Source organism: Marinomonas gallaica, assembly GCF_001639745.1.
GTDB lineage: Bacteria > Pseudomonadota > Gammaproteobacteria > Pseudomonadales > Marinomonadaceae > Marinomonas > Marinomonas gallaica.
The window spans coordinates 115,932-142,084 of record NZ_LTAX01000009.1; the positions used below are offsets into that span (position 1 = coordinate 115,932).

A 26,153-nucleotide genomic window follows, 5' to 3' on the forward strand; every position below is an offset into this window, starting at 1 on the left:
AACAGTAAAATCTAAGTGCTTCAATTACATAGGAAACCATTCTTTTGTCAGCAAGTGAAAATAATGGCGCTTCAGAGCGTCCACAGGTGCGTTTTGTTACTATTGACGAGAATAATCATGGTCAACGTATCGATAACTTCTTAGTAACTTTTCTGAAAGGGGTGCCTAAGGGGAAGATATATAATTTACTGCGCAAAGGTGAGATCCGTGTCAATAAGAAGCGCATCAAGCCTGATTTCAAACTTAGCAGTGAAGACATCATCCGCATTGCGCCAATTTTTGTGGCAGAACCTAGTGATAAACCTGTTGTTGCAGAAGGTCTTAAAAAAGAGATTGAAAGCCGTATCGTTTATGAGGATAAAGGGCTAATTGTTGTGAACAAGCCTTCCGGATTGGCGGTTCATGGCGGCAGTGGGCTGAGCTTTGGTCTGGTTGAAGTTATTCGTCAAATGCGACCACAGGAAAAGTTTATTGAGCTTGTTCATCGACTGGATCGTGATACGTCCGGCTTAATTATGATTGCGAAAAAGCGCAGCGTGTTAAAAACATTACATTCGGCCCTCCGAGAAAAGGAGGGGGTTCAAAAAACTTACCATGCGTTAGTTTTTGGTGCTTGGCCTAAACGAAAGCTACAGGTAAACGCCCCCCTTCTTAAAAATGAGCTTAAATCGGGCGAGCGTGTCGTGAAAGTGCATACGGATGGCAAAGAATCGCTAACTCGCTTTAAGGTATTGCGTAACTTTGAAGGATATACCTTTATAGAGTGTGAGCCTGTGACAGGTCGTACACATCAGATTCGTGTTCATGCGCAATTTGCTGGGTATTCGATTGTGGGCGATGATAAGTACTCGCCAAATGAAGCTAATATACTGGCTAAATCGTTAGGTTTTAAACGATTATGTTTGCATGCAGCCCGTCTTGATATTGATTATGAGGGCATTAAGTTAACGCTTGAGGCGCCTATTGAAGATGCTTGGAAGGATGCGATGGCGGGTTTGCCAACTAAGTATTAAAGTTGTGTTGCTTTTGAGTGTACAAGAAAGGGTTTAAAGGGGCATGTGCCCCTTTTTTATGGAATCATAATGGAGGCTTCGCCAGTCACCACTTTTTTCCCGTCGACAAAACAAATGGTTTCAATGATGGCGCGGCGGCGACGTTCATTGAGTTCTTTCACGGTAACCGTTGTTGTGACCGTGGCTCCAATAAATACTGGGGCACGAAATTTTAATGATTGCTCAAGGTAAATGCAGCCAGGTCCAGGTAGTTTTGTGCCAATAGCGGCTGAGATAAAGCCAGCTGTTAGCATGCCGTGTGCGATCGGTTTTTCAAAACTGGTTGTGGCGGCATAGTCTGCATCCAAATGGACTGGGTTCGTATCACCAGTAACTTGAGCAAATGCTTGAACGTCTTGTTCTGTCACTATTTTTTCAATGGTTTCGCTTAGACCAACAGTTAGATCTTCAAATGAGTAGCTCACTTTTAAGTCCTTATTACTATAAATGTCGCTATGGTACACTTGAAAGAATCTTTACTTAAGCTTTCTACCTTATAAATTCAATTTTCTAAATAAAAAAACGATAAATATGGTGGGGCAGTGGTGGTTATACTGTGTATTTATATGGAGCGTTAAATGGCGTGGAATGAAGAAGACGATGTAAATAAAAAGCCGCAAGAGTCGATCGTTGATCAGGCTCAAGGCAAGCAGTCAACTGAGACAAAACTGGTTGATGCTCTTAAAGAGGTCTTGGGCGCGCAGGTTGTTGAGCGTCGTAGACAGCGACGCTGGAAAATATTTTTCCGCTTTGTGTATCTATTTGTTTTTATTGGTGTTGTTGTCAGTATTTGGGTGACTTCTGATATGGAGGACGTAAATGCTGGAGATAGTGTGGCCATCTTGCGTATGCAAGGTACGATAGGCGCACAAAGTGAAGTGGACGCAAACGAGTATGTTCCATTGCTTGATGAGATTTACGCCAACAGTTCAACTAAAGCTGTGCTTATTGAAATGAACAGTCCTGGTGGCAGTCCAGTGCATTCTGGCATCTTATATGATGCTATTATGCACTATCGAACCTTGTATCCAGCTATACCTGTTGTCGTTGCAGTTGAAGATTTGGCTGCGTCAGGCGGTTATTATATTGCTTCAGCAGCCGATGAGATTGTTGTCGATAAAGCCAGTCTGGTTGGCTCAATAGGTGTTGTTTCAGGGGGCTTTGAGGCCAGTGAGCTGATTGAGAAGCTTGGAGTGAAGCGTCGCTTGTTTACCGCTGGAGAGAATAAAGCCTTTATGGATCCGTTTTCTCCTATGAGTGATGCGGCAGTCCAAAGTTGGCAAAGTGTGTTAGATGAAACGCATAAACAGTTTATAAACGCTGTGAAAGAAGGGCGTGGTGATCGTCTTGCTGATGAGCCAAATTTATTTACTGGGATGGTGTTCACCGGTACTCAGGCGGTTGAGCTTGGCTTAGCCGATCGTTTTGGATACGCACAGCAATTATTGAATACGCAATTTTCAGACTTAACGCCAACCTATTACACACCTTATAAAGAACCATGGGAAAAAGTGGCTAAGCAATTAGGGGTTGAGTTTTCTACTGGCGTTACAAGCTGGCTTTACGGTCTGCGCTAAATTGAATCGTTAATTTAGTATGTTTTTAGAAGCAGGTTCATCCTAGATGTACCTGCTTTTTTTGTTCACGCTAATGGGTTTAATCCGACGGCTCGTAAACTGTTGCATGTTTCGATTAGAGGTAGGCCTTCAAGCGATGTGGGATCGTATCCTTCCATTTGTTTAAATAAGGCCACACCTAATGATTCGCATTTGAAACTACCTGCACAGTCTAATGGAGAGTCTATCTCTATGTAGCGCTGTATTTCACGTTCAGTCAGCTCTCGAAAAGTCACAGAGTAGGTTGAAAGGCTATAACGGTCGAGCTGGTTGTGGGTGTTGACGACATACAGTCCAGTGAGGAATTCGATCTTTTGTCCACTAAAACGCTTCAGTTGTTTGATGGCATTATCACGAGTATGGGGCTTGCCAATAATCTCGCCATTAAAAGTGGCGCATTGATCTGATGTGATAAGAATACAGTTGTTGTCTAAGGTGTTTTTTAAAGCAAGCGCTTTTGCTTTGGTGATTCGCTCAATGTATTGTTCGGGTGTTTCGTTCTCTAATTGGCCTTCATCAATGTTAGGTGAGCGAGTGGTAAAGGTTAATCCTAATCGATTGAGTAGGTTTTGACGGTATTTGGATGACGAGCCAAGGATCAATTTTTGTATCATAAAGGTCATCTAGTCTCTTGATTTGTCGAAAAAATAGGTAAATCACTTATTGAGGCGAAATAATACGTAAAAAATGTCATTTATGCCTCAGTATTCTTTGACAAGGGTGGGACTTGGCAATATTATTCCCGCCATGTTGAATGACACATTACCCAAATACTTTGACCCTCGTAAATACGCTTTTAATGAAGTGAGTATTGAAGGGCGTTTATCACTCAGTCAATTTCCGGAGTTGAGCGCTGAACTAGCGTCAAATGAAGGGGATGCGTTTATTCATCTAGACTTTAGAGTGGATGAAGATAGGCGCTACATAGCGACTGGTTCAATTAAAGCAACCGTTCAAGTTGAGTGTCAACGATGCTTGGAAGGTGCTCCAGTTGAGCTGGAGGTTAATCTTAGTTTGGCCTTTGTTTATGATGAAGACCATGCAAAGAATATACCTAGTGACTATGATCCCGTTGTCATGACCGATGGTGAGGTCGTTATCGCTGAAATGGTGGAGCAAGAGTTACTTCTTGCCTTGCCAATTGTTGCCTATCACCAAGAAAGTGGTTGCAACCCAGTAGCTCTAAAGTATGCATCGTCTACCGATGACGCACCGGATGACGAAATTAAACCGAATCCATTTAGTATATTGGCTGAATTAAAAGCTAAGAAAAATTAGGAGCTCCAAAAATGGCAGTACAAAAAAGTAAAGTGACTCGTTCACGTCGCGGCCAGCGCCGTTCACACGATGCACTATCTAACCCAACTCTATCTGTTGAACAGACAACTGGTGAACTACACCGTCGTCACCACGTTTCTGCAGACGGTTTTTACCGTGGTCGTCAAGTAATCACCCCTAAAGGTGAGTAATTAGATACCCAATGATTAGGGTAGCTATTGACGCTATGGGCGGGGACTTAGGTCCCCGCATTGCATTTCAAGCAACAGAAAATATTGTTGCCGCCTTTGCTGATGTCGAGGCGCATTTCTACTATGATCGTCGGGAATTTGCTTTTCCTGAAGATTCGCCTTCATCTCGAATTATTCCTGTTGCTTGCCATGATTCCGTATCTTGTATGGAAACTGTAGATCGTTCTTTATTTAAGCGAAAAGAGTCGACTATTTATCGCTCTTTAGTAGATATGTCAGAAGCGAAAACAGATGTGGTCGTAACATTTGGTAATACAGCGGCGATGGTCGCATTAGCACGTCACATTGTCGGATTGTTAATGCCAAAGTTATACCCAGCTTTAATTCGAGAAATGCGACCTAACCCATTACGTTGTTTAGTAGACTTAGGTGCAAATGTTCATTGTCCTGCAGAGATGTTGAATGGGTTTGCTTTGCTTGGTGCATCTTATGTTGAGGCGCGAAGTGACAGTGTGGCGAATGTTGCATTACTAAATGTCGGAGTAGAAACCAGTAAGGGTAGTTCGGTCATTAAAGAATGCTATAAGCGACTTAGTGAGCAGAGTTGGCCTAAGTTTTCAGGATTCGCTGAAGGTTTCGAACTGTTTTCAGGTGAAAAAAATGTCATCGTATGTGATGGCATGGTTGGTAATGCAGTGCTTAAGGCCTCTGAAGGCTTGTTTGTATTTTTGCTATCGCAACTGCCAAAGCATTCAGTCGATACGTCAGCCATTGAACGTTTGATTCAAGCAGAAAGTCGCCATGGTGCCTGTCTTGTTGGTATCAAAGGTAATTTAGTTAAAGGTCATGGTCGTTCTGATTTGGGGGCCATGGTTGGTGCGATTGAGTATGGTATTGATATAGCTCGCACGAATTTATATAAAAAAATTGAAGCAAAGTTAACTCAACAGGGGGTGTTATGAATCCTTCATTAGCATTTGTGTTTCCTGGTCAAGGTTCACAGCAGCAAGGTATGCTGTCTGACTTGGCGGAGAAATACGACATTATAAAGGCTACTTTTGACGAAGCATCGGATGTGCTTGGTTACGACTTGTGGGATTTGGTTCAGAATGATGCTGAATCTTTGGGTCAAACAGATAAAACTCAGCCTGCTCTTTTGACGAGTAGTGTTGCATTGTGGCGACTTTGGCAGCAGCAAGGTGGTGAACAACCTGCTTACGTTGCTGGCCACAGTTTAGGTGAGTACTCGGCGCTTGTCTGTGCTGGCGTTATCGCATTCAAAGATGCGGTGGAGCTCGTTAAATTGCGTGGTGAGTACATGCAACAAGCTGTACCTGCTGGAACAGGCGCAATGGCTGCAATCATTGGTTTGTCTGATGATCAGGTTGTCGCAGCGTGTGAGTCTGTTTCAGAGGGTGTGGTGAGTGCTGTCAATTTCAACTCGCCAGGTCAAGTAGTGATTGCAGGTGAAAAAGCCGCGGTTGAGATCGCGATGGCGAATGCTAAAGAAGCAGGCGCTAAGCGGGCGTTACCTCTTCCTGTGAGTGTCCCATCACATTGTCAGTTAATGGTGCCAGCTGGTGAGAAGCTTGCTGAGCGTCTAAATGCCATCGAATTTAAAGAGCCAGCCATCAAGCTGGTTCAGAATGTGTCTGCCGAAGCAGTGTCAGATGCGGCACAGATCAAAGCAAATCTTGTATCGCAGCTTAGTGAACCCGTTTTATGGACACAATCTATTGCCTTGTTAAACGAGCTTGGTGTAGAAAAGACTATTGAATGCGGACCGGGAAAAGTTTTGACGGGTCTAAACAAACGAATTGTTAAAGGTTTAGATGCATTAGCAATTGGAGACGTGGCAAGCTTTGATGCTGCGACAGGAAATTAAAAAAAACTGGAGATATTTTGATGAGCAAAATTGCGCTAGTAACTGGTGCGACGCGAGGTATTGGTAAAGCCATCGCTCAAGCGCTAGTCGCTAATGGTGTCACTGTAGTAGGTACCGCAACAAGTGAAGCGGGTGCTAACAGCATTAGTGAATACTTAGGCGATAATGGTAAGGGTCTCGTGTTGGATGTTTCCAGCGATGAATCAGTTGAGACTGTTATCAAGCAAATCAATGAAGAATTTGGTGCGCCGACGGTTTTGGTTAATAACGCAGGCATAACACGTGATAACCTTATGATGCGTATGAAGATGGATGAGTGGGATCAAGTGATCAACACGAACCTAACGTCTGTATTTCGCGTAACTAAGGCCTGCCTTCGCGGCATGACGAAAGCAAAATTTGGTCGCATCGTGACAATTAGTTCTGTTGTTGGCTCAATGGGTAATGCTGGACAAGCAAACTATTCTGCAGCAAAAGCGGGGCTTGAAGGCTTTAGTCGCTCTTTAGCGGCAGAGATCGGCTCCCGTGGCATTACTGTAAACTGTGTTGCGCCAGGCTTTATTGCTACAGATATGACAAAGGATTTGCCTGAAGATCATAAGGCAACTTTGGTCTCCAAAGTGCCAGCGGCACGACTAGGCGAGCCAGAAGAAATTGCAGCAGCTGTCGCTTTTTTAGCGTCTGATTCTGCGGGTTACATTACCGGTGAAACCCTACATGTCAATGGCGGCATGTACATGGCGTAATTTGAGTTGAATTTTGTAATGAATTCAACGAAAATACGTCTCCGGTTCATGATGAGAATCACGCCCAGTATGGGTGTCACAAATTTATAAATATGCTCAAAGTGAGCTATTGACCAGTAGAGTAGGAACTTCTAATGAGTAGCATTGAAGAACGCGTAAAAAAAATCGTTTGCGAACAACTAGGTGTTAAAGAGGAAGAAGTGGTTGCATCTGCATCTTTCGTAGACGACTTGGGTGCTGATTCCCTAGACACAGTTGAGCTTGTTATGGCTCTAGAAGAGGAATTCGATACTGAGATTCCTGACGAAGAAGCTGAAAAAATCACCACTGTACAAGCAGCAATTGACTACATCAACGCTAACTTGTAATTCTCTGGTGTACTGAGTTTCCGAAAAGCCGCTTGTATTGTATGTACAGCGGCTTTTCTTATTCTTACCCCTGTATTAAAGGGAGTTTTTCGGAGGAATCATATGTCTCGTCGTCGGGTCGTAATCACCGGTATGGGAATGGTGAGTCCCCTTGGCAATAACGTAAAAGATACTTGGGACAATATTATTGAAGGCAAAAGCGGTGTATCAGATATTGAACACTTTGATGCCTCTCAGTTCTCAACGCGTTTTGCTGCTCAAGTAAAAGACTTCGATGCATCGCAATATATGAGCGTTAAAGAAGCTCGTAAAATGGACGTTTTTATTCAATATGGCATTGCTGCCTCCGTCCAAGCGATAGAAGATGCTGGTTTATCTCCTGATTGCGTTGATTACAAACGCATTGGGTGTGCTATTGGTTCAGGCATTGGTGGCCTACCAATGATCGAAAAAAATGTAGAATTATTGAATGCATCGGGTCCTAAGCGTATTTCACCATTTTTTGTTCCTGGTGCGATTATCAACATGATCTCTGGTCATGTGGCGATTAGGTTTGGCTTTAAAGGGCCGAACATCTCCATTGTAACTGCCTGCACTACCGGTACTCATAATATTGGTATGGCGGGTCGCATGATTACTTATGGCGATGCGGATGTCATGATTGCAGGTGGTGCCGAAATGGCAATAACGCCACTTGGTATCGGTGGGTTTGGCGCAGCACGTGCATTATCAACACGAAATGATGATCCAAAAACCGCTAGCCGTCCTTGGGACAAAGATCGTGATGGCTTTGTAATGGGTGATGGGGCAGGTATTCTTGTATTAGAAGAATATGAGCATGCCGTTGCTCGTGGTGCTAAGATATACGCTGAGCTTGCTGGCTTTGGTATGAGTGATGACGCATTCCATATGACGGCTCCTCCTGAACAAGGAGAAGGGGCGTTGTCTGCAATGGTCGCTGCTCTTAATGATGCAGGTGCGCAAGCACATGAAATTGATTACATCAATGCTCACGGAACATCGACGCCGATCGGTGATTTGGCTGAAACGGAAGCGGTAAAATCGCTTATGGGGGCAGATGCTTCCGATGTGGCGATTAGTTCCACAAAGTCAATGACAGGGCATTTGTTGGGTGCAGCGGGTGCAGTAGAGTCAATTTTTTCTGTGCTGGCAATCCGTGATCAGTTGGCACCGCCAACGATTAACTTGTCAGAGCCTAGTGAGGGTTGCGACTTGAACTATGTTTCAATGACGGCTCAAAAGCGAAAAGTAGACCTTGTACTTAACAACTCTTTTGGGTTTGGTGGTACAAATGGAACCTTAGTGTTTCGAAAAGTATAAAAAAAGCGGCATTAGCCGCTTTTTTTATAAACTTAACCGTTTATTGCAAGGTTGCCCCTTGAGGCGCAGGCTGGTTAGCCTCTATCATTTCAGCTATATCCACGCTGTTTCCTGCTTGCTCTGCCTCGTAGAGTTGTTCGTCAATATCTTGGTACAAGGCAAGTTCTTCATCTCCAAGAAAGTGTAAGCATTCACCGCCAATAAAATAGAGAAGTTCTCTATGCATTAGTGGTACTAAATTAGGGTAGCAACGTATGAAGCGGCTGATCAAATCTTGCGCTTCAAATAAAAAGTTTGCGTTTTTCTGTTCTCCTTCACGGATAAGATTGTCCCACTTATGCATGAAGTCCAGCTCTTCCTCGGCCAATTCAGAGCGGTCGAAGGGATCATGCTCTTGGATACGTTGATGTAGAGTTTGAAGGCGGCTAATAATAAATTGAATTCTAGAACTCACGTATGCGAAACCTGTTTTGGTGGGTTTGAAGGTGTATTAATTTAAGAAGGTTATTATGGCATATGCTATTGAAATAAAGGACCTCAAAAAGCGTTACGGTAACGGGTTTGAGGCGCTGAAAGGGGTTGATCTGACCGTAGAGCAAGGCGATTTCTTTGCATTGTTAGGCCCAAATGGCGCCGGTAAGTCGACAACGATCGGTATATTGTGCTCTTTGGTTAATAAATCATCGGGACAAGTCAGTATTTTTGGTGTTGATGTCGATAAAGATTTTGCTGGAGCAAAGCGCTATTTAGGTGTTGTCCCGCAAGAGTTTAATTTCAATGTTTTTGAAACTGTTTTCAACGTTGTTGTTACCCAAGCAGGATTTTACGGTATTCCTGTAGAGCTTGCCAAAGAGCGAGCGGAAAAATATCTGAAAAAGCTCGATTTATGGGATAAAAAAGACACGCAGTCGCGCATGTTGTCGGGTGGTATGAAGCGACGTCTAATGATTGCTCGAGCGTTGATCCATGAACCAAAGATATTGATTTTAGATGAGCCAACAGCGGGCGTGGATATTGAGTTGCGCCGTTCCATGTGGGAGTTCATCAAAGAATTAAACGAACAGGGTACGACTATTATTCTAACGACTCACTACTTGGAAGAAGCTGAGCAGTTATGTCGCAATATTGCCATTATTAACAGTGGTGAGATTGTTGAAAATACCAGTGTTAAGGCGTTATTAAAAACGATTAGTAGCGAAACTTTTATTCTAGATTTAGCTGAAAGTATTGATTCAGTTGAGCTACCTGATTATGACATTAGGCTGGTAGGAGATGGCTCAACTATCGAAGTCGCGGTGGATAAGGGGCAAAACTTAAATGATGTGTTTGAATACCTTAGCGCTAAACAGATAAACGTTTTAAGCATGCGCAATAAGTCAAATCGACTCGAAGAACTATTTGTCAAACTGATCAAAGGAAGTAACTAGCATGTCTTCAGGTGAGATCTGGATTGCATTTTACACAATCTTGCGTCGAGAAATTCGTCGCTTTATGCGAATTTGGCCACAAACGCTTCTGCCTCCAGCGATTACCATGACGCTCTATTTTGCTATCTTTGGTAACTTGATTGGTAGCAGAATTGGTGAGATGGGTGGTTTTAGTTATATGCAGTTTATTGTTCCTGGCTTAATTATGATGTCGGTGATTACAAACTCGTACTCTAATGTTGCCTCGTCTTTTTTCTCCGCAAAATTTCAACATAGTGTTCAAGAGCTACTGGTCTCTCCGACGCCTAATTGGGTCATTTTATTAGGGTATGTTTTGGGGGGCGTGGCGCGCGGGTTATTCGTCGGGGCTGTTGTAACCGTACTGTCGTTGTTTTTTACTCACATGCAGTTACATAATTTATTGCTAACCATACTGATCGTATTCTTAACGTCGGTTATGTTTGCTTTAGGCGGGTTTGTAAACGCATTATTTGCTCGTAATTTTGATGATGTCTCAATTGTGCCTACTTTTATTTTAACGCCGCTTACGTATTTGGGTGGTGTGTTTTACTCAATCAGCCTGTTGCCTGATTTTTGGCAGGGGGTTTCGATGCTTAACCCAGTGCTATACATGGTTAATGCTTTCCGCTATGGCATTTTGGGTGTATCAGATATTGACGTGACGTGGGCGTTGGTTATCATCGCTGCCTTTATTATCGGCCTATTTTATATTGGACTCTCTCTGCTGAATCGCGGCAGAGGCATTAGAAATTGAGGTGTTGTACATGGGTTTTTTGCCCCTAGGACAGAAAACGGATTATGTTTCTGAATACGATCCAGGATTATTGTTTCCAATTGCTCGCGTAGATAAATGGCGTGACATGGGGATCGAATCCGAGCGTTTACCCTTCCATGGAGAGGATATTTGGAACGCATATGAGTTATCTTGGCTAAATAAAAAGGGGAAGCCAATTGTGGCGATGGCGGAATTTCGTTTGCCTTGTTCATCGCCAAATATTATTGAATCTAAGTCTTTCAAGTTATACCTGAACTCGTTGAATCAAATGCGTTATGACGATGCCTTTGAGGTTCAGCAGATACTCGAAGATGATTTGTCTAAAGTGGCGGGTGCACCCGTAGGCGTGATTATCCGAGACGTTGATGCTATGGAGTCTTTGGTAGTGTTAACGCCTGATTACTGCATTGATGATCTTGATGTTGAGGTGACGGAATACCACCCCAATGCCTCGTTACTGGTCAATAAGTTGGGTGGCGAGAAAGTTGAAGAACGTTTAGTAAGTCACTTGCTTAAATCTAACTGTCCTGTAACGAATCAGCCTGATTGGGGTTCTGTTTTCATTGATTATCGTGGCAAACAAATTGATCATGCAGCGTTGCTTAAGTATGTTGCCTCATTTCGTGAGCACACGGATTTTCACGAGCAATGTGTTGAGCGAATCTTCATTGATATCATGACTCAATGTAAGCCTGATAGCCTTGTGGTATACGCGCGTTACGTACGCCGAGGAGGTTTAGATATCAATCCATACCGTTCAACTGAATCGATAGTGCTCGGAAACGACAGATTATCTCGTCAGTGATATGAATGGCATATTGCGCTGTAAAAAATCAGCGCAATGTGCCTAAATATTTCTTCTCTAGGTCGGAGTAGGCTAACTGCAAGCGATCCATCTCTAAGCTCTTCTTGTTGTACTCCTTTCGTAAAGTTTTTTCATTTGAACTTGAGATTTCATTCATTAGGTTGTCTTTCATTTGTTGAATTTGACTAATTAAATCTCGATTCTCTTCCCTTAGAGCACCGAGTTCCGCTAGTTGATTTGGTATGTTGTTTGATCCTAGATGGCTTTGTGCTTCCTGCACGCGTTGTTCAACGTCTATTCTTAATGAAGCATTTTCCGCCTCCGCACGCTCAAGTTCTTGAGCGAGGAGTTGAACGCAGGTCTCTGACTCTTTGAGTACTTGCTCAAGTTTACGTGCTTCTAGTTCTTGAGCTTCAAAGGTATTAGTGTCGTTATCCTCTTTGAATAACACAAAATCACCGAGTAGAGATTCTAGGGCATCACGTTTGTTTGAGTTAATGCTCTGAAACTCTGTGTAGGCAGAGCCTTCTATCTCACTTAATTTTCTATCAATTTCTTGCAGTAATCGGTCTTTCTCAGAAATATTTTCTTTAAGAGTCGTAATAGATAAGTTAGCACTGTCTAGCTCGGATTGAAGTTGACCGATCAAGGAGTTTGACTCTGATGAAATACGCTCCATTCTTTCGAGCGCCATTTTCTGTACTTGTTCTTTTTTATCTTCTTGATCGTCAGAGGTATCATTTAATTGCGCCTGCAGATTTTCAATGATGGCTTGCTGACGCTTGGATAAGCGCTCTAGTTTGTGTAGATGCTTTGTAGACTGATGCTGAGGGGCGTCACTTTGGATGTTATCTGTATTCCCTGTGTAATATTGATCATCGTAGTCGAAGTGTTGTTCGAGCTTTGAGACTTGATCATGTTGTTTCTTTAGCTCTAGTTGCAAACGCTGCAGTTCAGTGTGCTTCACGCCCAGTTTTTTTAACTTTTGCTCAGATCTCTCGATACTTTTATGAAGCTCTTGATGCAGCTCTTTTTGGTTAGCGAGTAGAATTTCCTTTGAGATTAAAAGCTCACTTGCTTGATTAAATTCTTCATCAATGTCTTTTAAGGATTGAGTTAACGAATTTTTGTTTATCTTTTTGTGTTTGATTTGTTCAAGGCTACTGATGATGCTGGCCATGAAGCGAATCAGTATCGGCTTAGGTTCGTTGCTTTGATCATTTAATAAAATAGCGCGTTCAGCCTTGAGGAGTGTTCCCCAGACTTTAAAGCGTGTTACCGTGTCGAGATCATCGGACGAACGTAAATCTTTAAGAGTGTCGGCGGCGATATTGGCCTGTCGCTCGAGCTCTTGAGCAAAGGCCTTAAAAGGAAGCTCTTGCTCAAGGTTTTGAGCCTTACTTCCACTAAGATTTTGAGACGAGCTGGCATCGAGCTCTGGGGATTCGTTGTCCCGCTCTTGGTCTAGTTTTTTACGTAATGCGATCGATCGCCAGATGAACCATAGCGATGCAACTGTCATAATGGTGGCTGCTTCTAATAGAAGCCAGAGAATCCATTTTTCCATAATGCCTGCCTCATAAATGAGAGTCGTTTAGATTTACATATCAAAACACATTCGTTATGTTTAGGTATATTTATGATCTTAACGGAAATTTTATAGTTATGAGTAAAGATTTTTTGCATTTCATGCGTGATCGTGTATCCAACAATCAGCTTACTGAGCCTGCACCTAGTCATGACGAGTGGTGGGATATTTTGGATGCTGCCAGTCGTGCTGCCGACCACGGAAATTTGAAACCTTGGCGTTTTAAAATATATGAAGGCGACGCTCGTCGTAAAGTAGGGGAAGTGTACTGGCGCCATGCTAAGTCTGAGGTAGAGCAATTATCAGACGACAAGGCTGATGTGTTTATCAAAAAGGCCTTCCGTGCTCCCGCTATTTTGCTTGTCTATGCGGATATTGTTGATCATCCAAAGGTTCCTGAGTTTGAGCAACTAATGGCCGTAGCGGCTTCATCTCAGCAAGTGTTGTTAGGAGTTGAGGCTTTGGGTTACGCAGGTATATGGCGAACGGGTCCGGCTGTTTTTACCGATGATGCAAAAGAACAACTTGGTTTGGAAGCAAATCAACAAGTAGTAGGCCTGATTTATGTGGGCACACCGAGTGTCCAAGCGAAGCGTGTTGAAGATACAGGCGTCTCTGAAAGAATTGTCTTTGTAAGTGAATAAAAGCTTGCAATTCAATAACTTCAAACTTATCATACGCGCCATAAATCACAACAAGTGAATTGAAAAGTTTAGGTGAGCTGTCCGAGTGGCCGAAGGAGCACGCCTGGAAAGCGTGTATGTCGAAAGGCATCAAGAGTTCGAATCTCTTGCTCACCGCCATCATCTCAGAAAAGACGTCCAAGGACGTCTTTTTTTGTGCCTAAAATTCCATAAAATCAATGAATTATGTTCAATAGCGTCCATATTGAACGATTACGTCCAAGAAAAAAGTGTAGTGCAAAAAAGTATGGCTAATCTTTCATCTAATTAGAGTCATACACTTTTCGATTAAACGTAATATGCCTATCTCAAATCTCAAATCTCAAATCTCAAATCTCAAATCTCAAAATCAGTATTTTCAACATTAATAGCTTTTAAGTTATTGTAATTAAAGAGAAAATTTGGTTTGTGTATGACAGCATTTTTCGTGATTTTCCTCGTTAAATCAGTCATAGACTAAGGAACATGCGATTAAGTCGGTAACATGAGATAATTTCGTCGACTTAAGACAACTACGACGCCTAACGATCCTGAACCAGCTTTCCTTCGCCGACACCGAATTTACCAGCAAACGCCGCAAAACTCGCAAAGAACTCTTCCTTGCTCGAATGGATGAATTGATTCCTTGGTAGCAGCTTGAAGCCCAAATTGAGCCCTTCTATCCAAAAGTAGGCAACGGACGTCGCCCTTATCCTTTGTCTACCATGCTACGCATTCACTTTATGCAGAACTGGTACAACATGCCATGGAGGACGCTCTTTATGAGATGGCCTCTATGCGGCTGTTTGCTCGGTTATTCTGATACCTGATCACACAACTATTATGAATTTTAGGCACTTACTGGAGAAGCATAAACTTGGACAAAAACTATTTAAAGAAGTCCATAAATGGCTATCAGACTCAGGTATTTACTTCAAAGAAGGCACCATCGTTGATGCGACTATTATTGAGGCGGTTAGCTCGACCAAAAATAAAGCCAAGTCACGTGACCCAGAAATGCATCAAACCAAGAATGGAAATCAATGGTTCTTTGGGTTGAAGGCACATATTGGAGTCGATGCTAAACGTGGCTTGGTGCACAGTTTTACCACCACTTCTGCTAATGAGCACGACCTAAACCAAATCCATGAACTGATGCATGGCGATGAGACGTTTGTCTCTGCCGACTCAGGCTACCGTGGCGTGGAAAAACGTGAGGAAACCAAAGATAAGAAGTTGGACTGGTTGATTGCGGAGATGCCAAGCAAGGTTCGAGAATGGAAGAAGCATCCCCGCATTAATAAAAAGCCTATCAATACTGAGTGTATAAAAGCCAGTATCAGAGCAAAAGTAGAGCACCCGTTTCGAATACTCAAGTGTCAGTTTGGTTTCCGTAAAGCGGTCTATAAAGGGTTATCAAAAAATGATAATAAGCTCGCGGTGTTGTTTGCACTGGGAAACATACTGCGAGTGGATCAGATGATAAGGTCTGCACGGGGTTAAACCGTCTTGATAACGGTAGTTGGAGCTTTAAAGCCTCCAACTAGGGAACAAGACACGCTAAAAAATGAGATTTTGAGCAAATTCAAAGGCAAATCAAGTCAGCAAGCGACTTAGTACTAATTAGCTAACTTATTCGCATATTCCCTAGATAACAAGCATTGCACCATAATAGGGCTATTTATATTATTCAGTTAGTTATGCTGAATTTTCGTTCAACATGAACGCAAAAACTTGAGTCTCTAGTGCAAATCCATTTGATCCTCTTACAATAATCTAGCGTACCATATTAGCATGTTTATAAACTCGTTAGTTCGGTGATGAAGAAGATGATGATGAAGACGTTGAAAGCACAACATCGCGTCGCTCGGCGGTGCTTCTCTACAGGCCCCGTTTCAGCGGCTTATGAACTCAAGTTGGACGCGGGGGAGGTGCGACGAGATGACGCGCAAGTCGCTCTAGCGGCAAAATTCGATGCCCTGCACGAGTCTCTTGCATGGCTCCCACCAGTACGTGTGTGCACCGAAGATCCGACAGAGAGCAGTTGTACAAGCAGCGGTCCAGTGTTACTGGCGCGGCCCCTGGCATTGACCCAGTCCTTTCTTCGAAAGAAGTTTCATTTGTGGTTTTTTGGTCCACCACCGCGAGGCATGTACATTTATGGAATAACCGGGGTCGGCAAGAGCTTTCTAATGGATCTCTTTTACGCGTCGGTTACTGATGATGATTCTTGCTATAATAATGACAGCCACAAACACACAAAGATTACCAAACGCCGCGTCCACTTTCATGAATTCATGCTAGACGTCCATCATCGAATCTTTGAATACAAACAGCAGCACCCACGAGGTGATGCGATTCCCATTATTGCGCAACAATTGGCACAAGAAGCTCAACTCCTCTGTTTAGATGAATTTCAAGTGACAGACATTGCCGATGCCATGATTTTGAAGCGACTATTTTCACTATTACTTGATTGCAATGTCGTGGTGGTGGCGACCTCGAATAGATCACCCGATGCTTTGTATGAGGGAGGCATTAACCGATCCCTTTTTTTGCCATTCATCGATATGTTAAAACACACGTCCGACATTATTTCCATGGAGGATTCCCGCAAGGATTATCGACTCGAAAATCGAGCGGATGGTCAATCCTATTTTTGGTCAAACAAGGATGTTCATGGCGATAATAATAGTAATAACATGTATGCGCAGTTGGAGGAAATATTTGGTGGCACTGCATCCGGAACTGAGGCCGAGATCATTCCCGTCCTCTTTGGTCGCACCGTCCAGGTAGCTCGATTGAATGACCGGTGCGCTTGGTTTGACTTTTCCGAGTTGTGCTGCCAACCGCTCGGGGCGGCCGATTATAATTCCCTCTGCGACCGATTTCCGGTCCTCATCATTGACCGCGTCCCCCAACTGGACGCCAAACACCTCAACGAAGCGCGACGATTCGTGACACTCATTGACGCGTGTTATGAATCTCGCACCCGCTTGGTGCTGGCGGCACAAGTCCCACTTGACGAATTGTTTGTCGATTTTGAAGCGCAAGTCGAAAGCAGTGATGGAGATGAAGAATTGTTTGTCAATGAGAAGGGGGGAAACTCGAGTTCTTTTGCGACGACCATGATTCGCACCAAAGAGGGGAAATATGTCGAGTGGTCAGCGACGGGTCGAGTTGGTGTGTCACTAGCACAATTTTCGGCTGCAAGTGATCTCGCCTTTTCCTTTCGACGAGCCGCATCTCGGTTGGAAGAAATGGGTGGAAAGGAATGGGGGCGGCAATGACGAAGTGTCTTTACCGTGCAAAAAACTAAAATGAGTGACACCTTTGGTGCGCTGTGAGCTCATAATCGCAGCTTCCCTATCCAAAGTGGATTTGCTATTTTTCGTTTAAAGGGCATTCAGATACCAATTTTCCATCAGCAGTCTTCTTTCTTGATCTAGTCAAAAGAGAGCACGAGCTTAACCAAGCAAAAAACAGCTTCTAGAGAGGAGATGAGTTGTTCATAAATGGGTTGGCTGTGAATTTTGCAAGATGTTCCCTTATTACCAACTTATCACTCCTTAATTGAGAGTGAGGTGTGCTTCGGAGTTGAAGTCGCAGCTATACTGCTCCGTATGATTTTGTGGCTGAAAAAATTATTTTTCTGATTACAAATTTGTAACGTCTTTTTATATTGAATTTCTTTAATATAGGTAAGTACACTTGAGTGGATAAAAGATATCATGGTAAAGCAAACAAGCTACTGTATTGCGTTGCAGTCAATCTGTGACGAAAATCTAAGGCATGTTGCCGATGAGCTTTTGTATCGTTCTTCAGGATCCGCTCAGAGTGCGGAAATTGAAGATGATTTAGTCGCGACATCAAGAGCCTGTAATGTAGCTTTTTACGAAACTGGTATTGAAAGCTTGTGCGGTGAAAGAAAACTTTTTTTTAATGCTCCGCGCGAATGGCTACTTAATCCTGATTTATTGCCACCCAATCCGGATAGGGTGGTCATAGAAGTCTTAGAGAATGTTAAAGTAGACTCCGGTTTGCTGATTTCGCTAAAAAAAATTAAAGAGCTTGGTTATACCATCGCGCTAGACGACTTTGTCCTGACACCTAAAACCCGTCCGATGCTACCCTTTGTAGATATCATTAAACTAGATGTGTTAGAAAGCCCGCCAAGTCAGTCTGAAATTGATCTGTATCTTTTGAACGGGATAACCCTATTGGCTGAAAAAGTAGAAACAATGGAGTTGTTTGAGCGGTACAAACACCTTGGATGCACGTTGTTTCAAGGTTATTTTTTTTCGAGGCCTGAAGTAAAAAGTGCGTTATCTGTACATCGAAGCAGTAATCTAAATGCCCGAATGAATATCCTCAAAGAGCTTTACAGAGATGATGTAGATTTGGGGAAAGTAGAGCAACAACTTCTGTATGAGCCACAAATTGTTGTGCGTTTGTTAAAAATGATCAACTCAGCTCATTATAAAAGAGTGAATACGATCACGAGTATACAGCATGCGATGGCGGTAGTTGGACTGGAAAAACTCAGAACATTGGTGACAACATTAGTAATAGCCAATGATGACCCCTGTAAAATGTTACTTTTGCCTAAGGTTTTGACGCGAGCCGCCATGTGTCAAAAGCTTGCGCAATATAAGTTCAATACCAATCCAGATGAGGCATTTATTATGGGGCTACTTTCCATGGCTGATCTGATGCTTAATCAAGACATCGATGTTCTCTGTGAGCAACTCCCTATTAGCGACACTATCAAAGAGGCATTATTAAGTCATAGTGGAAAGCAGGGCACTCTTTTGTTGTTAGCAATGAAGTTTGAAAAAGCTGAGTTGTTGGGAGCTAGTGATTCTACTATTGATGCTCTTAATAAGTTTTATTTGGAGAGCCGAAGCTGGGCAACCGATGCATTACATGGGCTTGATTGTGTTTCTTAGCGTAATTATAGAAAAACCGCTATTTTTATTATAAGTAGCGGTTTTTTTGGTTTGTGAAAATTGCTTTATAAGCTAAAAAGTTTGTTTATGTCTTTGTAAACAGCAGGGCGTCCATTGTCGCTTATTGAGGCGATGATGAAGATAGCATGAGCACTCAGCTGGGTTGTTTCACCAATATAAATAGACTGAGTAAATTTGGTTTTAAATTTACTGATGGGTTCACAGTGGCTTTCTACTCTAGCGATCATGCCGCTTTTTAACGGTCGCTTGTAGTCGACTTCGGCACGCATGACGACTAAATGGATACCATCTTTAGTTATGTCGGCAAAGTTTAGGCCTTTGTCTTTGATAAAGGTGTGACGAGCGTGTTCTAGATAGTTTTGATAGACCGCGTTATTGACGATGCCTTGCATGTCACATTCGTAATCGCGCACTTCGATAAGAGTGGTGTGTGGCAAGTTGTCCGTGTTCATATATCTTCCCAAATTAACGACTGGCGGTTCGGTTTCGACCTTGACGCTTTGCATTATCCAGATACCCACTTGCTCGAGCAATAAGATTGGCGGGGGTTTCTTGTCCGATAACGGTTGCAACGCCAACAGATACACAAATTTTATCAATAATGCCCTCGCCAGAACGGCTCTTTAATCGTTGCTTGTTAAGGTGCGTGCGGAGTATTTCAGCGTACTCAATAGCATAGTCAAGCGTGGCCTCATGAAGAACGATGGCAAATGTACCGCCATTCAGTCGAGCGATTGTCGCATTTTCAAGTTTCTTACTGTGTAATATTCGACTGATGTGACAGATAAGCGCTGTACCGGCGCGTCGACCGTTTTTGTGATTAATTTGTTTTAGGTAATCAATGTCGAGTATTAAAAGTGAGAGGTCATCTTCAGATGAGGGGATCAATGAATACAGCTGACGCTCCAATCCCTTTTGGTTAAGCAACTGTGTTAAAGGATCTAGATCAACATTGTTTTTCATCTCATCTAATTCTGCTTTTAGCTGCAACACTTCTTCATTTACTTTGTGTAAAGATGTTGAGAAGTACTCGGCTTCTTCTAGTGCTTTCTTGGTGCCTTGGTCGAGGTAGCGAACGACTTTCTCAAGATGTTGCTGTCGGTCGGCGCGAGACAATACGCGGCGGCTCTTTTCGATGACTGAACCAAGCTCTTGGAGGCTTTCTGTCATTGTGTAAGTGCTGGTTGATACCGAGTTGACCAGCTCTTCAAGTCGATCTTTATGATCGCTGTTATAGCGCGCCTCTTCTGCAACAAGAAATTGATGAAACAGTTCTTTTGAGATAAAGCTGGGTAGACTGCCTAAGCGACCAATAGTGGAGTCCATCAGTTGGTTGAGCTTGGGCGAGGTTTGCCGCACGTATTCATACCAAATACCATAGTTATATGGTGTTGGTGCGATGTCCATTTTTCGCATCAGCGGGACTGCTTTATACAATAGAGCATTGGCCTGACGTGGACTGTCGGGGTGCATTCAAACCTCTTTTAGTGAATTACTATTCAGATAAATTTAACAATATAACATTCAAAATCAAAACAAAAATCCTTGATTTTCAGGGCTTTTTTCAAAATATTCGTAAGAGATGTTTACATTAAAGCGTTTTTGTAACGGAATGTAAATTAGCTGCCAGCGATTTTTGCTTTGATGTTTTGGCTGTCTAAATAGGCTTTAATCTTCTCTCGTTGGTCACCTTGAATCTCGATAACACCTTCTTTGACAGAGCCACCTACGCCACAGTGGTTTTTGAGTTTTTTGCCCAGCGCTTTCAGCTCTTCGGCATTCAGCGCCAGCTCTTTAATCAATGTTACGCCTTTGCCTTTACGACCTTTGGTTTCGAGCTGAATTTTAACGTTGCCAGAGCCAAGAACTTTTGAGCTGTCATGACACTGGCAGTCGTCTAAATTGTGTTCACATTCAGGGCATATTCGACCTTGGTCAGTTGAGTAAACAAGTTTATTTTTCATAGTGTGACTCTAATTGCAGGTTTGTTGTCTGAGTGATTCAATCAATTGTTGCATATCATCTGGAACAGGAGCCTCAATTGACATGCGCATTTGAGTGGTTGGGTGCGTAAAGCTTAATTGCTTGGCGTGTAGCATCAATCGTAAGTCTTCAAACCAATGGCCGCGCATGGCTTGATTGTGGTGACGGCAGCCATAGCGAGTGTCTCCCAGTAGTGGGTGAAACACATGTTTAAAATGACGACGAATTTGATGGGTGCGACCATGTTCTGGTTGAACGCTGACTAGACTTAAGCGCATTTGATTGTAGCGGCTTACTGGCACTGGAATTTCAAAGGTTTCTAACGTCTGAAAGTGACTGACGGCTTCTTTTTCAGTGCCTTCGATTTTAAAGCGAGAGCGGCCTTTTTCTTCGTTAAGCTTTGCAAGAGGATAATCGATCGTGCCTTGATCTGCTGTGTGGCCACGGACAATGGCAAGGTAATGTTTCCCTGTTGTACGCGCCATAAACTGCTCACCGAGTTTACGTGCAACGGTTTCATTTAATGCCATCACCAAAACACCGGAAGTAGCGCGATCAAGGCGATGTACTGGGAAGACCCAACGACCTAATTGTTCGTTGAGTCGTTGAACAACGGCATCTTGCTCATGTTTTGCTAAGTCCGTGCGGTGGACAAGTAATCCACTGGGTTTGTTTACGACGACTAAGTCGTCATCAATATGAAGGATCTCTAAGGTCATGAAGTCTGTTGCTTGATAAAAGTATCCATATTATCACAAGCGATCTGTAGTAAGCGTGAAATTGCAGATTCACTCGCCCAAGCAACATGTGGCGTGAGTATGAAGTTAGGTAAATCGGTAATGGTCTGTAAAACATGATCTTGCGGCATGGGTTCAGTTGTAGCGACATCAAATCCAGCACCCGCAATTTTGCCTTGCTTCAATGCATTAACCAACGCATGCTCATCGACTAGTCCGCCTCGACCATTATTAATTAACAGAACGCTTGGCTTCATAAGCTTGAAAGCATCTTCATCAATCATATGATGTGTTTGCTCTGTAAGAGGGCAATGTAAGCTGATGATATCAGCGGCTTCCATAGCCTCATCAAATGCTATATAGCCGTCGCGAATGGTGACCGCATGCTTATGTTCTGCAAATATAACCTGCATGCCAAATGCGGTAGCAATTGCTTCAACCTGCTTTCCCAGTGTGCCTTTACCAATGATGCATAAAGTACTGTTGGCCAAGTCGGTGATTGGGTAATCCATAAAACAGAAGAACTCAGACTGGCCCCAACGCCCTTGCTTAATCGCCTCACGGTAGCGAGTAAGGTTGCGTCTTAGCTCCAGAATCATAGCAAAAGTATGCTCTGGTACACTGACAGTGGAATACCCCGTCACGTTTTGGACGGCAATACCAAGCTCTTTGCAAGCGTCTAGATCGACGTTGTTCATTCCCGTAGCCATAACTTGTACAAGTTTCAGATTTGAGGCTTGCTCTAAGAAAGAGCGGGTTAGAACGGCCTTGTTAGTCATAACAATATCGGCCGATTGAATGCGTTCAAGCGTATTCGTATTGTTTGAATTGTGAAAAAATTGTGTTTCTTTTACACCCTCTGGCACTGGAATAAATACCTCTTCTGGGAAAGATCCGCGATCCAAAAATACAGCTTTCATCGTAACTCCTTTTAATCGTTCAACATGGGCAGTAAAGCAGGCGCAACATTATCAAGTACAACGGGCTGTCCGGCGGCGTTAGGGTGCAATCCATCATTCTGCATCAGCGCTTTATCAAGTGCCACATTTTCAAGCATAAAAGGCACGTACTGGGTGTTGTATTGATCTGATAAGTCTTTGTATATATTAAAAAATTGATCGGTGTAAGTACGTCCGTAATTGCTCGGTAAACGATTGCCTAACAGCAGGATTTCAGCATTAGCTTGTTGTGCTTGCTCAATCATTTTTGCGAGATTTTGTTGCACTTGGTTTAGCGGGTATCCGCGCAAACCATCGTTGGCACCTAGTTCAATAACGACCCAGCTTGGATTGTGGGTATCCAGCAGCTTTGAGAATCGTGCTAAACCACCTTGAGTGGTTTCTCCGCTGACAGAGGCATTGACCACTTGGATATCTGGGTGACTACTTTTTAATTGTTGACTGAGTAAACTAACCCAACCCTGCTGTTGTCTGAGGTTATAGGCAGCACTTAAGCTGTCACCAAACACTAACAGCGTTTTAGCTTGCACCGTTGTGGTAAGCAGTGAACAAACACACAGTAACGCAACACATAATTTTGAAAACATAGGCAACCTATTTATGCAAGACACGGAAACATTGTCGGCTTTGACAATAGAAAAGCTTAACCATTCCGTCACAACAAGCAATGGTGAATTGGACATACTCAAAGGAATTAATCTTGATATCAAGGACGGTGAGTCAGTTGCAATCGTTGGTGCATCGGGTTCAGGTAAGTCTACCTTGCTGGGATTAATGGCCGGTTTGGATCAACACACGCAAGGTACTATTAAGTTATATGGCGAAGCGCTAGAAACTTTGGATGAAGAAGGTAGGGCTATTTTACGAGGCAAATACGTGGGCTTTATTTTTCAGTCATTCCATTTATTACCAAGCTTAACGGCGTTGGAGAATGTGATGTTACCTAATGAACTGAAAGGCAACGGTAAAGCGGATGACCGCGCTCGTGAGCTGTTAGAAAAAGTCGGCTTATCTCATCGAATCACTCATTATCCAAGACAGTTATCCGGTGGTGAGCAACAGCGTGTTGCCATTGCTCGTGCGTTTGCTTCGGCTCCTAAAATATTATTTGCCGATGAGCCGACGGGGAACTTAGACAGTAAAAATGGCACGTTAGTAGAGGATCTATTGTTTGAGTTAAATCGTCAACAAGGCACTACATTGGTTGTGGTAACACATGATCCAGAATTAGCGCAACGCTGTGATCGTCGTATCGAAATTCATGACGGCGAGCTTAAGGAGTCCTAATGTTTGCTTGGCGGTTACTGCTTAGGGAATTTAAAACCGGCGATATTCTGACACTATTGATCGCTTTAGTTTTATCTGTTGCGACGGTGACAGGTATTGGTTTATTCGTGGATCGATTACAGCAATCTTTCGAAGTGCAATCTGCCAATTTGCTGGGGGCTGATCGAAGTGTCCGTAGAGATGAGCCGATACCACAGAAGTGGATAGAAGAAGCGAAACTGGCAGGACTAGAAACAGCTCAAACGGCTTCCTTCTCCTCCATGGTGTTTGGTGGAGATGGGCTGCAGTTGGCTCAAGTGACCGCGGTAGCCGAGAATTACCCACTACGTGGTGAGTTTTTAGTTGATGATGCATTGTTTGGTGTGGGAAAAGCGGTAAAAGAAGCCCCCAAGGCCGGAAAAATTTGGTTGTCATCACGCTTAGCCAGTTTGCTGGATGTTAAATTAGGGGATTCCGTTCGAGTAGGAGAGGCGCCATTAACGGTAACTCGTTTTCTAGTAAGAGATCCTGGCAGCGCTACGTCAGCGTTCTCGATTGCTCCCAGAGCCATTATTAACCGATCGGATTTAGCCTCAACACAAGTGATTATTCCAGGCGCGCGTGTCCGTTATGCTTTTCTTTACGCTGGGGATGCTGAAGCATTGGAGCAATTTGATGCGGCACTTTCATCTACGTTAGGCGAGGGCGAGCGCATTCGCACACCAATTGAGCGTGGTGAACGAATTGGTAATACGGTCACCCGAGCTGAGTCTTTTCTACTGCTAGCGGGAACGTTGGCGGTTGTAATGTCAGGTGTGGCTATGGCGCTGGCATCTGCACGTTATGTGAAACGTCACTTAACGCAATTTGCAGTTATGAAAACCATGGGGGCTACGCCGAAGCGACTTGTTCGTATCATGGTGTTTCAAGTGTCAATGATTACGCTGCTTGGGATTATGTTGGGTTCTGGGTTAGGGCTTCTGATACAGGGGTTGATCGCGGATTTGTTGTCATCGTTGATGAACAGCTCACTGCCATCGCCCAGCTTGAATAAACTGTGGCTTGGCGCTGCGACTGCGATCATTTCGGTTTTGGCGTTTTGCGCACCTTTGTTGGCGCGCCTAGTCAATGTGCCGCCATTACGCGTATTGCAGCCCAATGCTGGGTTACAGGTGAGCTCGACGTCGTTGTTTGTCTTTGGTCTAGTGGGCATGTACGGCTTAATGGTGATTTATGCCGGTGGTTGGCGGTTGCCAAGTATCGTGATGATCGGTTTAGCTGTGGTGACGGGATTAGTGTTTTTAGTCGGCTGGGGGTTGTTTGCAATCAGCCGAAAATTATCCAAACAATCGACTACTGGCTGGCAACTAGGGTTGGCCGCATTACATCGACGTCTTGTGTCAAACTTGTTTCAGCTCCTCGTTTTTACGTTAATCATCATGCTCAGCCTTGTGTTGGTGGGTGTACAAAGTAATTTGATTCAAGATTGGCAGGCACAAGTCCCTGAAAATACCCCAAACCATTATCTATTTAATGTTCAAGAAGCACAGTTGAAGGGGATCAAGAGTTATACCCAAGACAATAATATTACCGCGTCAGATTGGTTTCCCATGGTTCGAGGTCGAGTGATTGAGATAAATGGTGAGGCCGTAGACGTGTTATTCCCAGATCGCCGCAACGAACCTGAGATTGTGGAGCGGGAGCTAAACTTAACGTGGGCTGATCAAATCGGTGAAGGCTCAACATTGGTCGATGGGGACTTCAGCGCTGCAGGCGTGTCTATTGAACAAGAGGCGGCTATCGAAGCGAATGTGGGGTTGGGGGATGAGCTGACCATTAATGTTGGGGGGATAGATTATACTTTGCCCATTACCTCGATACGAACGGTCGACTGGCAAAGTATGCAACCCAATTTTTATTTGATCTTACCTCAGTCGGTGCTCTCGGATTATCAAGCCAATTATGTCAGCAGTGTCTTTTTAGACGACACCAGCGCCGCAGGGTTTTATCGCTTTATGGCAAATTACCCAACCGTTTCTATGTTGAATATTGGTGAGTTATTAAAGCAGGTGCAGGACATTATTGCGCAATTGGCAAATGCATTAAAAATCGTACTGACCTTTATTTTAGGGGCTGGCGCGTTAGTGTTGATTGCAAGCGTTCGTTCAACGCTTGATGAGCGGCTGGAAGAAGGGGCGTTGTTGCGAACGTTAGGTGCTACTAAAAAGATCGTTCGACAGGCTTTATTGATCGAATTTGGCGCCTTAGGCTTGTTTGCTGGATTAATTGGCGCGGCGGGTGCAGAGCTTGCTTTAGTGGGGTTACAGCACTTTGTGTTTGAAATGGAAGTGACCTTTCATCCGTTATTGTGGGTAGTTGGCCCACTAGCTGGCTGGGGGATTGTCACAATTATTGGTGTATTTGCGAGTCGAGCTGTGCTAAAAGTGCCGCCCATTCGTTTATTGAGATCCATCTAAGTACCC

At 43.6% G+C, this 26,153-nt stretch carries 27 protein-coding genes, 1 tRNA gene and 1 pseudogene; 19 read left to right on the forward strand and 10 right to left on the reverse strand.

The features are described from left to right. Positions 1-44: 44 nt before the first annotated feature. Positions 45-1,013 carry a 23S rRNA pseudouridine(955/2504/2580) synthase RluC gene (rluC, locus tag AYW76_RS10490; protein ID WP_067219529.1) on the forward strand — a complete coding sequence of 323 codons (969 nt, stop codon included), beginning with the start codon at positions 45-47 and terminating at the stop codon, positions 1,011-1,013. 56 nt (positions 1,014-1,069) lie between these two features. Here rluC and AYW76_RS10495 read toward each other — a convergent pair whose 3' ends face one another. Then, positions 1,070-1,477 carry a MaoC family dehydratase gene (locus AYW76_RS10495; protein ID WP_067219533.1) on the reverse strand — a complete coding sequence of 136 codons (408 nt, stop codon included), beginning with the start codon at positions 1,475-1,477 and terminating at the stop codon, positions 1,070-1,072. 153 nt (positions 1,478-1,630) lie between these two features. Here AYW76_RS10495 and AYW76_RS10500 point away from each other — a divergent pair, with 153 nt between their 5' ends. After that, complete coding sequence (locus tag AYW76_RS10500) at positions 1,631-2,629, forward strand: S49 family peptidase (protein ID WP_067219536.1); 999 nt, start codon at positions 1,631-1,633, stop codon at positions 2,627-2,629. Positions 2,630-2,694: 65 nt separating this feature from the next. Here the strand turns inward: AYW76_RS10500 and AYW76_RS10505 are convergent, their stop codons facing one another. Further along, entirely contained in the window at positions 2,695-3,291 is a 597-nt protein-coding gene (locus AYW76_RS10505) for a Maf family protein (protein WP_231872593.1), read from the reverse strand. Between the two features lie 73 nt (positions 3,292-3,364). On the opposite strand from AYW76_RS10505, the gene AYW76_RS10510 reads away from it, so the two are divergent. The 7 genes from AYW76_RS10510 (at position 3,365) to fabF (ending at position 8,477) form a co-directional block, all read left to right on the forward strand. After that, complete coding sequence (locus AYW76_RS10510) at positions 3,365-3,946, forward strand: YceD family protein (RefSeq protein ID WP_231872594.1); 582 nt, start codon at positions 3,365-3,367, stop codon at positions 3,944-3,946. An 11-nt stretch (positions 3,947-3,957) separates the two neighbouring features. After that, positions 3,958-4,137 carry a 50S ribosomal protein L32 gene (rpmF, locus tag AYW76_RS10515; protein WP_067037795.1) on the forward strand — a complete coding sequence of 60 codons (180 nt, stop codon included), beginning with the start codon at positions 3,958-3,960 and terminating at the stop codon, positions 4,135-4,137. Between the two features lie 11 nt (positions 4,138-4,148). Next, the gene (locus AYW76_RS10520; protein ID WP_067219540.1) at positions 4,149-5,099 is read left to right on the forward strand and encodes a fatty acid synthesis protein; all 951 of its coding nucleotides are present in this window, start codon (positions 4,149-4,151) and stop codon (positions 5,097-5,099) included. Beyond that, a complete protein-coding gene (fabD, locus tag AYW76_RS10525; RefSeq protein ID WP_067037799.1) occupies positions 5,096-6,022 on the forward strand; it encodes an ACP S-malonyltransferase in 927 nt (308 codons plus the stop codon). Before AYW76_RS10520 ends, fabD begins: the two co-directional genes overlap by 4 nt. A gap of 20 nt (positions 6,023-6,042) precedes the next feature. Continuing rightward, positions 6,043-6,768 (forward strand): 3-oxoacyl-ACP reductase FabG, encoded by a 726-nt coding sequence (fabG, locus tag AYW76_RS10530; protein WP_067037801.1) that lies wholly within the window; start codon positions 6,043-6,045, stop codon positions 6,766-6,768. 134 nt (positions 6,769-6,902) lie between these two features. Beyond that, positions 6,903-7,136 (forward strand): acyl carrier protein, encoded by a 234-nt coding sequence (acpP, locus tag AYW76_RS10535; protein ID WP_067037804.1) that lies wholly within the window; start codon positions 6,903-6,905, stop codon positions 7,134-7,136. Between the two features lie 102 nt (positions 7,137-7,238). After that, positions 7,239-8,477: a beta-ketoacyl-ACP synthase II gene (gene fabF / locus AYW76_RS10540; protein WP_067219544.1), complete on the forward strand. Its 1,239-nt coding sequence runs from the start codon at positions 7,239-7,241 to the stop codon at positions 8,475-8,477. A gap of 40 nt (positions 8,478-8,517) precedes the next feature. Here the strand turns inward: fabF and AYW76_RS10545 are convergent, their stop codons facing one another. Beyond that, positions 8,518-8,931 carry a PA2817 family protein gene (locus tag AYW76_RS10545; RefSeq protein ID WP_067219547.1) on the reverse strand — a complete coding sequence of 138 codons (414 nt, stop codon included), beginning with the start codon at positions 8,929-8,931 and terminating at the stop codon, positions 8,518-8,520. A 55-nt stretch (positions 8,932-8,986) separates the two neighbouring features. Between AYW76_RS10545 and AYW76_RS10550 the strand changes: the two genes are divergently transcribed. Genes AYW76_RS10550 through queF form a run of 3 tightly spaced genes read left to right on the forward strand, consistent with a single transcriptional unit; the run spans position 8,987 to position 11,505 of the window. Beyond that, the gene (locus AYW76_RS10550) at positions 8,987-9,904 is read left to right on the forward strand and encodes an ABC transporter ATP-binding protein (protein WP_067219550.1); all 918 of its coding nucleotides are present in this window, start codon (positions 8,987-8,989) and stop codon (positions 9,902-9,904) included. Between the two features lies 1 nt (position 9,905). Then, entirely contained in the window at positions 9,906-10,679 is a 774-nt protein-coding gene (locus AYW76_RS10555) for an ABC transporter permease (RefSeq protein ID WP_067037812.1), read from the forward strand. A 10-nt stretch (positions 10,680-10,689) separates the two neighbouring features. Next, positions 10,690-11,505: an NADPH-dependent 7-cyano-7-deazaguanine reductase QueF gene (queF, locus tag AYW76_RS10560; RefSeq protein ID WP_067037814.1), complete on the forward strand. Its 816-nt coding sequence runs from the start codon at positions 10,690-10,692 to the stop codon at positions 11,503-11,505. A gap of 28 nt (positions 11,506-11,533) precedes the next feature. On the opposite strand, the gene AYW76_RS10565 is transcribed toward queF, so the two are convergent. Further along, complete coding sequence (locus AYW76_RS10565) at positions 11,534-13,072, reverse strand: coiled-coil domain-containing protein (protein ID WP_067219553.1); 1,539 nt, start codon at positions 13,070-13,072, stop codon at positions 11,534-11,536. Positions 13,073-13,170: 98 nt separating this feature from the next. On the opposite strand from AYW76_RS10565, the gene AYW76_RS10570 reads away from it, so the two are divergent. From AYW76_RS10570 to AYW76_RS10590, 5 genes and pseudogenes are all read left to right on the forward strand, one after another. Then, entirely contained in the window at positions 13,171-13,737 is a 567-nt protein-coding gene (locus AYW76_RS10570; RefSeq protein WP_067037818.1) for a nitroreductase family protein, read from the forward strand. Positions 13,738-13,808: 71 nt separating this feature from the next. Further along, positions 13,809-13,896 (forward strand) — tRNA-Ser (locus tag AYW76_RS10575). 407 nt (positions 13,897-14,303) lie between these two features. After that, a pseudogene (locus AYW76_RS10580) lies at positions 14,304-15,258 on the forward strand (IS5 family transposase). A gap of 326 nt (positions 15,259-15,584) precedes the next feature. Beyond that, a complete protein-coding gene (gene zapE / locus AYW76_RS10585) occupies positions 15,585-17,045 on the forward strand; it encodes a cell division protein ZapE (RefSeq protein ID WP_197467804.1) in 1,461 nt (486 codons plus the stop codon). A gap of 441 nt (positions 17,046-17,486) precedes the next feature. Continuing rightward, the gene (locus AYW76_RS10590; protein ID WP_067219560.1) at positions 17,487-18,704 is read left to right on the forward strand and encodes an EAL and HDOD domain-containing protein; all 1,218 of its coding nucleotides are present in this window, start codon (positions 17,487-17,489) and stop codon (positions 18,702-18,704) included. Positions 18,705-18,769: 65 nt separating this feature from the next. Here AYW76_RS10590 and AYW76_RS10595 read toward each other — a convergent pair whose 3' ends face one another. The 6 genes from AYW76_RS10595 to AYW76_RS10620 all read right to left on the reverse strand — a co-directional run bounded on the left by AYW76_RS10595 (position 18,770) and on the right by AYW76_RS10620 (position 22,991). Continuing rightward, positions 18,770-19,177: an acyl-CoA thioesterase gene (locus tag AYW76_RS10595; RefSeq protein ID WP_067219563.1), complete on the reverse strand. Its 408-nt coding sequence runs from the start codon at positions 19,175-19,177 to the stop codon at positions 18,770-18,772. Between the two features lie 13 nt (positions 19,178-19,190). Next, entirely contained in the window at positions 19,191-20,198 is a 1,008-nt protein-coding gene (locus tag AYW76_RS10600) for a GGDEF domain-containing protein (protein WP_067219567.1), read from the reverse strand. 146 nt (positions 20,199-20,344) lie between these two features. After that, a complete protein-coding gene (locus tag AYW76_RS10605) occupies positions 20,345-20,689 on the reverse strand; it encodes a translation initiation factor (protein WP_067219571.1) in 345 nt (114 codons plus the stop codon). Between the two features lie 9 nt (positions 20,690-20,698). After that, complete coding sequence (locus AYW76_RS10610; protein WP_067219573.1) at positions 20,699-21,427, reverse strand: RluA family pseudouridine synthase; 729 nt, start codon at positions 21,425-21,427, stop codon at positions 20,699-20,701. Next, positions 21,424-22,365, reverse strand: a complete 942-nt coding sequence (locus AYW76_RS10615; RefSeq protein WP_067219577.1) for a D-2-hydroxyacid dehydrogenase — start codon at positions 22,363-22,365, stop codon at positions 21,424-21,426. Before AYW76_RS10615 ends, AYW76_RS10610 begins: the two co-directional genes overlap by 4 nt. 11 nt (positions 22,366-22,376) lie before the next feature. Further along, complete coding sequence (locus AYW76_RS10620) at positions 22,377-22,991, reverse strand: arylesterase (RefSeq protein WP_067219580.1); 615 nt, start codon at positions 22,989-22,991, stop codon at positions 22,377-22,379. Between the two features lie 13 nt (positions 22,992-23,004). Between AYW76_RS10620 and AYW76_RS10625 the strand changes: the two genes are divergently transcribed. Further along, the gene (locus AYW76_RS10625; RefSeq protein WP_067219583.1) at positions 23,005-23,691 is read left to right on the forward strand and encodes an ABC transporter ATP-binding protein; all 687 of its coding nucleotides are present in this window, start codon (positions 23,005-23,007) and stop codon (positions 23,689-23,691) included. Then, positions 23,691-26,147, forward strand: a complete 2,457-nt coding sequence (locus AYW76_RS10630; RefSeq protein ID WP_067219587.1) for an ABC transporter permease — start codon at positions 23,691-23,693, stop codon at positions 26,145-26,147. The genes AYW76_RS10625 and AYW76_RS10630 overlap by 1 nt, the downstream gene beginning before the upstream one ends. Positions 26,148-26,153: the final 6 nt, after the last annotated feature.